This is a genomic window from Amycolatopsis rifamycinica (assembly GCF_000695625.1).
In the GTDB taxonomy this organism is placed as follows: Bacteria; Actinomycetota; Actinomycetes; order Mycobacteriales; family Pseudonocardiaceae; genus Amycolatopsis; species Amycolatopsis rifamycinica.
Map to the genome: position 1 here is coordinate 107,441 of NZ_JMQI01000047.1, position 11,796 is coordinate 119,236.

Annotated in this window: 10 protein-coding genes; 7 read left to right on the plus strand and 3 right to left on the minus strand. The window is 73.2% G+C overall.

All coding sequences use genetic code 11. The features are described 5' to 3' along the window. Window positions 1-116: 116 nt before the first annotated feature. Both DV20_RS22155 and DV20_RS22160 read left to right on the plus strand, forming a co-directional pair. Entirely contained in the window at window positions 117-791 is a 675-nt protein-coding gene (locus DV20_RS22155) for a response regulator transcription factor (RefSeq protein WP_043783273.1), read from the plus strand. Between the two features lie 5 nt (window positions 792-796). Further along, a complete protein-coding gene (locus DV20_RS22160) occupies window positions 797-2,194 on the plus strand; it encodes a sensor histidine kinase (protein WP_043783274.1) in 1,398 nt (465 codons plus the stop codon). Here DV20_RS22160 and DV20_RS22165 read toward each other — a convergent pair. Beyond that, complete coding sequence (locus DV20_RS22165) at window positions 2,191-3,117, minus strand: TAXI family TRAP transporter solute-binding subunit (protein WP_043783275.1); 927 nt, start codon at window positions 3,115-3,117, stop codon at window positions 2,191-2,193. The two genes, DV20_RS22160 and DV20_RS22165, sit on opposite strands and share 4 nt — an antisense overlap. 36 nt (window positions 3,118-3,153) lie before the next feature. Continuing rightward, a complete protein-coding gene (locus DV20_RS22170; protein WP_043783277.1) occupies window positions 3,154-4,059 on the minus strand; it encodes a 2-dehydropantoate 2-reductase in 906 nt (301 codons plus the stop codon). A gap of 46 nt (window positions 4,060-4,105) precedes the next feature. On the opposite strand from DV20_RS22170, the gene DV20_RS22175 reads away from it, so the two are divergent. From DV20_RS22175 to DV20_RS22185, 3 genes are all read left to right on the plus strand, one after another. Further along, window positions 4,106-4,666, plus strand: coding sequence for a CGNR zinc finger domain-containing protein (locus DV20_RS22175; protein WP_043783280.1), 561 nt, complete (start codon window positions 4,106-4,108; stop codon window positions 4,664-4,666). Window positions 4,667-4,878: 212 nt separating this feature from the next. After that, window positions 4,879-6,714 (plus strand): autotransporter-associated beta strand repeat-containing protein, encoded by a 1,836-nt coding sequence (locus DV20_RS22180; protein ID WP_326938502.1) that lies wholly within the window; start codon window positions 4,879-4,881, stop codon window positions 6,712-6,714. Further along, a complete protein-coding gene (locus tag DV20_RS22185; protein WP_043783285.1) occupies window positions 6,711-8,039 on the plus strand; it encodes a jacalin-like lectin in 1,329 nt (442 codons plus the stop codon). The genes DV20_RS22180 and DV20_RS22185 overlap by 4 nt, the downstream gene beginning before the upstream one ends. On the opposite strand, the gene DV20_RS22190 is transcribed toward DV20_RS22185, so the two are convergent. Beyond that, window positions 8,024-8,710, minus strand: coding sequence for a protein kinase domain-containing protein (locus DV20_RS22190; protein ID WP_043783288.1), 687 nt, complete (start codon window positions 8,708-8,710; stop codon window positions 8,024-8,026). The two genes, DV20_RS22185 and DV20_RS22190, sit on opposite strands and share 16 nt — an antisense overlap. Window positions 8,711-8,938: 228 nt before the next feature. Here DV20_RS22190 and DV20_RS22195 point away from each other — a divergent pair, with 228 nt between their 5' ends. Both DV20_RS22195 and DV20_RS22200 read left to right on the plus strand, forming a co-directional pair. Beyond that, complete coding sequence (locus DV20_RS22195; protein ID WP_084093599.1) at window positions 8,939-10,291, plus strand: glycoside hydrolase family 43 protein; 1,353 nt, start codon at window positions 8,939-8,941, stop codon at window positions 10,289-10,291. A 24-nt stretch (window positions 10,292-10,315) separates the two neighbouring features. Then, window positions 10,316-11,752, plus strand: a complete 1,437-nt coding sequence (locus DV20_RS22200; protein ID WP_063607826.1) for an RICIN domain-containing protein — start codon at window positions 10,316-10,318, stop codon at window positions 11,750-11,752. The last annotated feature ends 44 nt before the right edge of the window (window positions 11,753-11,796 follow it).

The window sequence follows — 11,796 nt, forward strand, 5'->3', positions numbered from 1 at the left end:
TGTGCCCCTCGTGGGCACCGGGAGTAACCGTCCGGGTGGCCGGTGCGGTGGCCGCGCGGACGTCCTAGAGTTCGCGCTACCGGCCGGTGGAGCAGGTCACCATGGGAGGCGGACGGGTGCGGGTGCTGCTGGTGGAGGACGACGACCGGGTCGCCGGTGCGCTCATCCCGGCGCTGACCCGCCGTGGCCTGGCGATCGCCCGGCTGGCCACCGGAGCCGGCGTGCTCGACCGGGTGCACGAGGTCGACGTCGTCCTGCTCGACCTCGGCCTGCCCGACATCGACGGCGTCACGCTGTGTCGCCAGATCCGCGCGGTCAGCGACGTCGCGATCATCGTCGTCTCGGCGCGCGGCGAGGTCGACGACCGGATCCAGGGCCTGCGCGCGGGCGCCGACGACTACCTGGTCAAGCCCTACGACGTCGAGGAGCTGCTCGCCCGGGTCGAGGCCGTGCGCCGCCGCCGCGGGGAGCACCCCGCCGCCGAGCCGGTGGTCATCCGGGTCGGGGACGTCACCGTCGACGTCTCCCGGCACGAGGTGCTGGTCGGCGGCAAGGCGGTCGCGCTGTCCCGCAAGGAGTTCCAGGTGCTGGCGCTGGTGGCGGGGGCGCGCGGCGCGGTCTGCTCGCGTGAGCAGGTGCTCACCGAGGTGTGGGGCCACCGCGGCGCGGCGGAGAGCCGCTCGCTCGACGTCCACGTCGCGACGCTGCGGACGAAGCTGGGCCGCCCGGCGCTGATCGAAACCGTCCGCGGGGTCGGCTACCGGCTCGGCGGCCAGGTCGCCAGGAGCTGAGGGGCGTGCGCGTCCGGCTGCAGGGCATCGTGCTGACGCTGGTCGCGTTGCTGGTGTTCGGCCTGGGCATCCCGCTGGCCAGGAGCATCGCCGCCGGTGCCCAGCAGGACCTGTTCCTCGACCGGCTGACCGACACGGCCCGGTTCGCCTCGCTGGCGCAGCGGCCGCTGCTGGACAACAAGCCGGGGCTGATCGAGCCGGACCTGATCCGCTACAACGAGGTGTACGGCGTCCAGGTGGCGGTCGTCGACCAGGACGGCGGGCTGTTCGCCTCGTCGCTCGGGCCGTCCGCCGCGCGGATCGACCTGAAGGCCGAGCGGATCAGCGGGCCGGTCCACGAGGCGCTCGCCGGCCGCCGGTCCCAGCCGGCCGGCGTGCTGATGCCGTGGGATTCGACGCCGCTGGTGCTCGCCGAGCCGGTGCTGGCCGACGGTGAGGTGCACGGCGCGGTGCTCACCGTGTCCGACACCGGCGCCGAGCGCGCGGATGTGCTGTGGTGGTGGCTGCTGCTGGCCGCGGGCGGGATCCTCGCCTTCACGCTCGCGCTGGCCGTGGCGATCCCGGTGGTCCGGTGGATCCTGCGGCCGGTGCAGCGGCTCGACGACGCGACCGGCGCGCTGGTGGCCTCGGTGGTCGGCGGCCGGGAGGCCGAGCCGGTGGGGGAGGGCGGCGGGCCGCCGGAGCTGCGGCAGCTCGGCCGGTCGTTCGACCGGATGGCATCGAGTGTGTCGGGCGCGCTGGCGGCGCAGCGCGCGTTCGTCGCCGACGCCTCCCACCAGCTGCGCAACCCGCTGACGGCGCTGAAGATCCGGCTCGGCAACCTCGACGGCCACGTCGACGACGAGGCGGCGGCCGCCGACCTGGAGGCCGCGCGCGTCGACGCGGGCCGGCTGCACCAGATCCTGGACGGGCTGCTGACGATGGCCCGCGCCGAGGCCTCCGGCGGCGAGCTGGACCCGGTGGTGCTGGACGAGGTGGTCGCGGACCGGGTCGCGGACTGGTCGGTGGTCGGCGAGGCCCGCGACGTGCGCCTGGTCGTCGACGCGTCCGGGGACGGCGCCCGGGTCCGCATGCCGCCGCGCGGCGCCGAGACGATCTTGGACGCGCTGCTGGACAACGCGCTGAAGTTCACCGCGGCGGGCACGGAGATCCGGATCGCGGTGGTCCGGGAAGGCGACCGGGTGCGGTTGTCGGTGCGGGACCACGGGCCGGGCCTGCCGCCGGACGAGCTCGATCGCGCGCTGGACCGGTTCTGGCGCAGCCCGGCGCACCAGAACGTGCCCGGTTCGGGGCTCGGGCTGGCGATCGTCAGCGAGCTCGTCGCCCACTCCGACGGCGAGCTGGAGCTGGACCTGCCCGAGGGCGGCGGGCTGCGGATCTCGATGGTGTTCCCGGTCCTCTAGGTCTTCTGCGCCCGGTAGTACCGCAGCGCGCCGGGGTGGAGCGGGACCGGCTGGGTCTCGATGCCCGGGTGGACGTCGATGGACAGGGCGGCCGGATTGGCGCTCGCGAGCCGGCGGCGGGCGTCGAACAGGCCGCGGACCAGGGCTTCCGCCACGTCGTCGGGCATGGACTTCGGGACCACCAGGAAGTTCGGGACCACCAGCGTCGTCACCGGCAGGCGCTGGTTGTACGTGCTCGCCGGGATCGCCGCGGTGCTGTAGACCTGGTTGAGGCCCTGCACCTTCGGCAGCACGTCGGTGAGGTCGAGCAGGCGCAGCCGGCCCCGGATCTCCGGTTCCGCCAGCTTCGGCGTGGGCAGGCCGCCGGACCAGAAGAACGCGTCGACCTCGCGGTTGAGCAGCGCGCCGACGGATTCGTCGAGGCCGCGGGTGGTCGTGCTGACCGAGTTCCGCAGCCCGACCGCGGCGAGCAGGGACTTGGCGATGTACTCGACGCCCGAAGCCGGCGAGCCGATCGCGACCTGGTGGCCGCTCAGCTGGGACACCGACCGGATGTCGGAGTCGGCCCGGACGGCGATGTGCAGGTAGTCGTCGTGGATCCGGGCGAGCGCGGCGAACCCGGGGCTGGCCTGGTAGCGGTCGGCCGCGACGTCGGCCGCGACGAAGGCGACGTCGGCCTGGCCGGCGAGCACCTTGGTCACGTTGTCGGGCGAGCCCTGGGTCTGCAGCACCTCCGGCCGGTCGATACCCAGATCGGCCTGCCAGGCGGTGGCGAGGGGCTGGGCGAGCTTGTAGTAGACGCCGCCGGAGTTGCCGGCGGCGATCCGCAGCTTGAGCTCGCCGAAGCCGGTGGTGCAGGCCGTGAGCACCAGCAGCAGGGCGGCCGCCACCGCGAGTCCGCGCGTCCACCGGCTGCTGCTCACGGCCTGATGGTGCCAGACTCCGCGCCGTCCGGGCAGCTAACGGCCTTCCCGGAGGCGCAGCACCGCGTAGAGGACGTCGTTGACGGGCGTCGGGATCCCGGCCTCCCGGCCGAGCCGCACCACCGAACCGGTCCAAGCGTCCAGTTCGGACGGCCGCCCGGCGGCGATGTCGCGCTGCATCGACGTCGTCCCGTCGGCGGGCTGCCGGTCGACGAACGCCATCGTGCGGGCGACGACGTCGGCGGGCAGCTCGACACCGGACGCGCGGGCCAGGCGTTCGACCTCCACCATCGCGGCCTGCAGCGTCCGGCGCGTTTCGGGGTGCTCGCGCAGCTCGCCGAACGGCACGCCGGCGACCGCGCCCAGCCCGCCGAGCGGGGCGATGAACAGGAACTTCGCCCACAGCTCGGTCCAGATGTCCGCCGGGGGCGTGGTGGGGATCCCGGCGGTGCCGAACGCGGCGCGGATCCGCTCGGCCCGCTCGCTCGGCCGGTTGTCCCACTCCGCGAAGTCGAGCGAGCCCGGGCCGCCGACGTGCCGGACCGTGCCCGGCCCGGCGAGTGCGGCGATCACCTTCGCCACGCCGGGGAGTACCGCGTCCTTGCCCACCGTCCGGGCGACCTGCGCGGGGGCGTCGACGCCGTTCTGCAGGGTGATCACCGCGTCCGCCCAGGGCGGCAGCGCGGCCACGGCGGCGTCCAGCTGCGCGATCTTCACCGCCAGCAGGACGGCGTCGGCGGGGTCGAGTTCCGCGGGGTCGGCCGTGGCGTGGACGGGCCGGGCCGTCGCCGTCCCGTCGGGGGCGAGCAGGGTCAGGCCGCGCTCGCGCAACGCCGTGAGGTGCTCGCCGCGGGCCAGGAAGGAGACGTCGTGTCCGGCGTCGGCGAGCCGGGCCCCGAAGAACCCGCCCAGGCCGCCCGCGCCGATGATCGCGAATTTCACGAATCCCACGTTACCGGTTGAAGGGGTAACGCGGTAGCCTGGCCGGGTGGAAGACAAGCTCGGCTTCCGCTTCCACGGCGGGCGGCCCTCGGTGAACTTCACGGCCACGGTCGGCATGCGCCGGACCGACGGCGGTTTCGAGCGCCTGCCCGACCCCGCGGCGCTGGGCCGCTGGTTCACCGAAGCGGGCCTGACGCCGGAGGACCCGCCCTGCACGGTGGCCGACCTGACGGCGGCGCGCGAGCTGCGGGAAGCCGTGTACCGGCTGATGCTGGGCCGGCTGACCGGGGACCCCGCGGCGGAAGCGGACGTGGCCACGGTGAACCGGTGGGCGGCGCACCCGCCGCCGGTCACCGCGTTGCACGTCACCCCGGAGGGGCTGCGGGCGCGGCCGGCCTCGGCGACCGTGCCCGCCCTGCTGGCCGCGATCGCCGCGGACGCGGTCGCGGTGCTCGGCGACGCCGCCCTCCGGTTGCGCGAGTGCGCCGACCCGGGGTGCACATTGCTGTTTCTCGACACCTCGAGGGCGGGCGCGCGCCGCTGGTGCTCGATGAGTGCGTGCGGCAGCCGCGACAAGATGCAGCGGTACCGAGCCGCCGAGCGGTAGCCCGGGCGCGCAGTGTCCAGAGTGGACACCTGCCGCGCGCCCGGGACCGGGTGAATTCGTCGAATTCGCGATACCCCCGCGGAAGATCAGGTTACTGCCCGGCGAATTACTCCGGACGCGCCTTGACCGGGGTCGGCCGGGCGCTGATCATTCCCCGCAGCGATTCCGCGTGCGCTTTTCCGGCGCCTTCCCAGGAGACCGACTTGACCTCTGTGCTTCGGGACCGGCGGACCTTCCTGCGCTGGTCCGCGCTCGTCCCCGCCGTCGCCGCCCTGCCCGCCGTGGCGGGCGTGCCCGCCTGGGCGGAGGAGGCGGCGTTCGTCGACACCTACCGCACGAACGTCCCGGCCAACCGCACCCCGGAGACCAACGCGGCGGTGCGGATCCTGAGCGGGATGCACCGGGTCTGGCGTACCGGGTCCACATGGGACAGTGGCGTCGTGCTCGACGCGGCCCTGCTGCGCGCGAACGTCCGGCACTGCGTCGCCGTCACCCACGCCCGGACCGACGCCGAAGCGAAGCGCGCCTTCGTCTACGACCGCCGGCACCAGTCCTACGCCGCCATCGGCGGCCTCGGCCCGCTGGCCGACCTCTACCGCAGCGGGGCCAAGGCCGTCACCGGCATCACCTCCGCGCCCGACGGCACGCCGCCGGCCAAGATCGACGACGCCGTCCCGGCGAACGCCCCGGCGGGCTCGGCGCTCGGCGCCGGCGCGCACGACTCGGAGCTCGGCCTGGTGGCCACGCTCGTCGACACCGTCCGCGGCACCTTCGCCTCGGGCAACCCGAGCAAGAACGCCTACCAGTACCCGCGGCCGTGGCGGCTGACCGCCGACAGCCGGGTCGAGGACACCGGCCGGGCCGACGCGCTCGGCTTCCCGGTCTACCGCTCCGAGGTCGTCGTCGCGCCGCAGCTGCTGCGGCAGCGCGGCACGACCCCGGCCGAAGACGGCGGCTACCCCAGCGGCCACACCAACGCGTTCCACCTGGCCTGCCTCGCACTGGCCTACGCGGTCCCGGAGCGGTTCCAGGAGCTGGTGGCGCGGGCCTACGACCTGTCCGACACGCGGATCGTCGCCGGGATGCACTCGCCGGTGGACGTGATCGGCGGCCGCACCCTGGCCACCGCGCTCGCCGCGGCGACGCTCGCCGATCCGGAGAACGCCACGCTCAAGGCGGCGGCGCGCGAGCAGGCGCTGGAGTACTTCACCGCCAAGACCGGCACGACCCCCGACACGCTCTTCGCCCGGGCCCACACGGGCGCCGACGAATACGGCGACCGCCGCGCGAACGCCGCCATGGTCGCGCGCCGGGCGACCTACGGGCTGCCGAGCCGCGACACGCGGACGCCGATGCGGGTCCCGAAGGGGGCCGAGGTGCTCCTCGAAACCCGCCTGCCGTACCTGGACGCGGCCCAGCGGCGGGAAGTCCTGCGCACGACGGCGTTCCCGGCCGGGAACCCGCTGCTCGAGGGCCCCGAGCCGTGGGGACGGCTGAACCTCTTCGCCGCGGCCGACGGCTACGGCGCGTTCGGCTCCGGCGTCCGCGTCACGATGGACGCCACCCGCGGCGGGTTCGACGCGAACGACAGCTGGCGCAACGACATCGGCGGCGACGGCGGGCTCGTCAAGGCGGGCACCGGCACGCTGACGCTGGCCGGGGCCAACAGCTACCGCGGCGGCACTCGTGTCGAAGCCGGCACGCTGGTCGCGGCGACACCGGGCGCGCTCGGCACCGGCACCGCCGAACTCGCCGGGGGCACCCTGCGCGCATCCGGCCTCCGCGTGGGCGGCTACCACCAGACCGGCGGCACGCTGTCCGTCGCCGCCGGATCGGCGCTGGTCGTGCGCGGCGAGGCCACCCTGGAGCGAGGCGTCCTCGAGATCCGGCTGACCGGCGGCTGCCCGGCGCACGAGATCGAGGTGCTGCGCGCGCGGCGGCTGCGTGGCCGCTTTTCCGCCATCCGCGCCGACCGCCCGGGGTACCGGGTGGTCCCGCGCTGCACGCCCACCGGTTTGTCCGTCCGAATCCTCCGGGAGTTCTCGTGAAGAAACGCTTGGCCGTCCTGGCGCTCGCCGCCGCGGTGTCCACAGTGGTCAGTCCGGCGGCCGCGCACGCCGCCACCGACAGCGGCGGCTTCTCGGTGCTGAGCTACAACGTCGCCGGGCTGCCCGAGAGCATCTCGAGCGCGCCGACCCCGCGTGACCCCGCGACGACGGCGATCGGGCAGCGGCTCGGCCCCTACGACGTCGTGCACGTCCAGGAGGACTTCAACTACCACGCCAGGCTCTACGCCGCCGACAACCACCCGTACCGCACGCCCACCAGTGGCGGCGCGGGGATCGGCAGCGGGCTCAACACGCTGTCTTCGCTGCCGTACGACGTCGACGACTTCGAGCGCGTGCGCTGGACGTCCTGCCAGATCGACTCCGGCGACTGCCTGACCCCGAAGGGCTTCACCTTCATGCGGGTACGGCTGGCCGAAGGCGTGTACGTCGACTTCTACAACGCGCACACCAACGCCGGGACGAACGACGGCGACCAGGCCTCGCGCGCGTCGAACCTGGCCCAGCTGACCGCGTTCATCCGGGCGCACTCGGCGGGCAACGCGGTGGTCGTCATGGGCGACACCAACACCCGCTACACCCGCGCGGCCGACACGATCGCCCAGTTCGGGGCGGACAACGGGCTGACCGACGCGTGGGTGAAGCTCGTGCGCGGCGGGGTCGCCCCGGCTCCGGGCAGCCCGGCGCTGGTGTGCGACCCGCAGGCGGTCACCAACGACTGCGAGGTCGTCGACAAGGTGCTCTACCGCGGCAGTGAGCTCGTGTCACTCGACGCGACCTTCTACAACAACGAGCACGCGAAGTTCCTCGCCGCCGACGGCAAGATGCTGTCCGACCACGACCCGATCACCGTGCGCTTCGGCTGGAAGCGCAACCCGGCGCTGCAGCTGTCGGAGCAGTACGGCGGCCCGCACGGCGGCTACTTCACCGACGTCCCCGCCGTGCCCGCCGGCGCCCGGGTGCGGACGGTGTCGCTGCGCAGCGGGTCCCGCGTCGACCAGCTCGGGCTGACCCTGGAGAACGGCACCACCCTGACCCACGGCGGCACGGGCGGGACGGCGGCTTCGCTCACGCTCGGCACCGGCGAGTACGTCACGACGGCGACCCTGTGCCAGGGCAAGTACAGCACCACGACCCGGATCTTCTCGGCCCGGTTCACCACCAACCTCGGCCGCGTGCTGGCCGGTGGCTCGGCCACGCCGGACTGCGTGACCCGCACCGCCCCGGACGGCTGGCAGATCGCCGGGTTCCACGGCCGCGCCGGCGACGAGGTCGACAAGGTCGGCTTCGTCTACACGCAGCGGTAGTCGCCTCCGAGAGCAGGCCTGGCCCCGCCGTCCGGCCGCGAAACCGGACGGCTGGGCAGGAAGCCGCTCAGCAGCTCTTCGGCGGCCGCCATCGTGGGCCGTGCCGTCGGGTAGGGGTGGAGCAGCCGGAGCACGGCCTCGGTGAGCGGATGGCACTGCTCGCCGCCCAGCGCGGCGTAGAGGGTCGCGCCCAGGGAATACACCTCCGACGGGAAGTCGGGGAAGCCGCCGTCGAGCACCTCGGGGGCGAGGAAGGCGCGCAGGGCGCTCCCACTGGCCACGATCCCGGCGCGGCCCTCGGCCGAGAGCACGACGTGGTCCGGATCGACGGCGGAGTGCAGGACGCCCTCGTCGTGCGCGGCCGCCAGCGCCGAGGCCAGCTGGGCCCCGAACCGGGCGACGAGCCCGGGGGCGAGCGTGCGGTGCTCGTCGAGCAGCTCGGTCAGCGTCCGCGCCCCGGGGTAGGCCAGCACCAGGTAGGTCGTGCTGTCTTCGTCGACGACGTCGCAGACGGCGGCCCGCGGCGCTGGGACGGCCGGCGCCGGCTCGTCGAACAACGGCCGGAGAGCGACGATCCGGTCGAGCCGTTCGTCCCGGGCGTGCACCGTGCCGTGCCCCGCCGGGCCGAGCAGGCGGTACCGGTCACCGATGAGTGTGCCTTCGTGCGCCACGTCGTCGTCCCTCCGCGTCGTCCACCGTCCTGCTGGGGGATACGGCCCCCACGCCGATCCGGTTCGCTTGATCGACTTTTTTCCCGGCCTCGGGTGGGGGCCGCCGAGCCGGCTCCCGACGATCGGCCCCTTGACATGGTGTGGCGCAGCTCACCTACACTGTGTTAACGCTAACAATCGCGCTCTCGACGACGAGGCGGGTGGACGATGATCAGCCGGCGAAGACTGATGGCAGGCGCGGCGGGAGCCGCGGTCGCCGGCGTACTCGGCAGGGAAGCGTTCGCCCAGGCCGCCGCCGGCGCCTACGTCATGGCGTACTTCACCGAGTCGCCGTCCATGACCGGCGCCGACTACGGCCTGCACCTGGCGGTCAGCGCCGACGGCCTCGACTGGATGCCGCTCAACCAGAACAACCCCGTGGTGACGCCGACGGCAGGCACGGGCGGGCTGCGCGACCCCTTCGTGCTGCGCAGGCAGGACGGCCGGTTCGTCGTGCTGGCGACCGACCTCAAGGGCACGGACTGGTCGCTGCAGAACCAGTACGTCCACGTCTGGGATTCGGCGGACCTGCGCGGGTTCACCGGCTACCGCCGGATCAAGCTGCACTCGATGGCCACGCACAGCTGGGCGCCCGAGGCGTTCTGGGACCCGTCGCGCAACCAGTACGCGATCATCTACTCGGCGGCCTACGGCGGGCACGACGTCATCATGGTCAACTACACCACCGACTTCGTGACGGTCGGCGCGCCGCAGGTGTTCTTCGACCCCGGCCACGCGACGATCGACGGGACGATGGCCACCATCGGCGGCGTCAACTACCTGTACGTCAAGAACAACACCAACAGCACCCTGGCCGGCCAGCGCTCCGGCACCCCGGCCCCCGGCGGCTTCACCACCTACCGAACCGGGATCTCCCCGGGGCGCGGGGTGGAGGCGCCGCAGATCGTGCCGGCGGCGTCGGGGACCCGCTGGTACCTGTGGGGCGACACGTGGAGCCCGAACGGCCGGTTCTTCTGCTGGGAAACCACCGATGTGGCCGCCGGGAACTGGACGTTGCTGAACGACCGCGCCTACACGCAGCCGGTGAACTCCAAGCATCCCGGCATCACGCCGATCACGGCCGCGGAGCGGTCCGCCCTCGTCGATCGCTGGGGCGCCCCGGCGTGGCGGCGGCTCAAGTCCTACAACTTCCCGGACCGCTACGTCCGGCACGCCGATTCCGTGGGCCGCATCGACGCCTACCCGTTCGACCCGTACGCCGACCAGCTGTGGAAACCGGTGCCCGGCCTGGCGGACGTGGCCGGCGTCTCGTTCGAGTCCGTCAACTACCCCGGCCGGTACCTGCGCCACTACAACTACGAACTGCGCCTCGCGGCGAACGACGGCACGGCGGCGTTCAAGGCGGACGCCACCTTCCACCAGGTGGCCGGGCTGGCCGACGCGAGCTGGTCTTCGTTCCGTTCGCACAACTATCCGGACCGCTACCTGCGGCACTACGACTACGTGCTGCGGATCGACCCCCTCGGCAGCACATCCTCCACTGTGGACAAGCAGGACGCGACTTTCCGCGTCGGCTACTGACCCCCCGCTCGCGAAGGAGCCGTCATGCTACGACGACGTGGCGTGGTTTTGTCCCTGCTCGTGCTCGTCACCCTGCTGCTCGGCGCGCCCGGGGCGTCCGCCGCGCCGGTGGCGGTGACCAGCGGGAGCCAGTTCACCGACACCTCCGGCGCCCTGGTGCACGCCCACGGCGGCGGGATGCTGAAGGTGGGCGCGTACTACTACTGGTTCGGCGAAAACCGCAACGCCGACGACACCTTCCGAGCGGTCTCCGTCTACCGCTCGACCGATCTGAAGACGTGGGAGTTCCGGGGCGACGTGCTGACGCAGTCGTCGGCGGCCGAGCTGGGCCGGGCGAAGATCGAGCGGCCGAAGGTCATCTACAACAGCTCGACCGGGCAGTACGTGATGTGGATGCACAAGGAGAACGGCGACGACTACGCCGAAGCGCGCGCGGCCGTGGCCACCTCCTCGACGGTCGACGGCGGCTACACCTACCGCGGCAGCTTCCGCCCGTTCGGCACCCACATGTCGCGGGACATCACGCTGTTCAAGGACGACGACGGCACCGCGTACATGGCGTCCGCGGCCCGCGAGAACGCCGACCTCAACGTGTACCGGCTCACCGCCGACTACACCGGAACCGCCGCGCTGGTGCAGACCCTGTGGCCCGGCTCGTACCGCGAGGCGCCGGCGATGTTCAAGCGCAACGGCGTCTACTTCCTGCTCACCTCGGGCGCCACCGGCTGGCAGCCGAACCAGCAGAAGTACGCCACGGCGTCCAGTGTCACGGGCACGTGGAGCGGGTTGACGAACGTCGGGGACGCCACCGGTTTCGGCAGCCAGACCGCGTATGTGCTGCCCGTGCAGGGCACGCAGGCGACGTCGTACCTGTACCTCGGCGACCGCTGGGCCGGCGCCTGGCAACGTCCGGTCAACGAGTCGCGGTACGTCTGGCTGCCGCTGGGTTTCCCCGGCGCCACCACGCTGTCCATGAGCTGGTACCCGAAGGTGAGCATCGACGCGGCGACCGGCGTCGTCTCGGGCACCGGCGGCGGCAGCGCGTACGAGTCGCTCGTCGCCCGGCACAGCGGCAAGTGCGCCGACATCCCCGGTTCGTCCCGCAACGACGGTGTGGCGCTGACGCAGTACACGTGCAACAACGGCTGGAACCAGCAGTGGAGCGTGCTCGACCTCGGCGACGGCTACGTCACCCTGATCGCGCGGCACAGCGGGAAGTGCCTCGGCGTCGCGGGCGGCTCGACGGCGGACGGCGCGGCGGCGGTGCAGGGGACGTGCACGTCGGGCGCGAACCAGCAGTGGCAGGCCCAGTCCGCCGGCGGCGGGTACGTCCGGTGGGTGGCCCGGCACAGCGGGAAGTGCCTCGACGTCGTCTCCGCGTCCACGGCCGATGGCGCGGCGGTCAAGCAGTACCCGTGCACCGGCGTGACGAACCAGCAATGGCAGCGGCGGGCGGCCTGAACGCACCGTCCGGCCCTTGACGCCCGAAGGCCCGCTCGCTAACT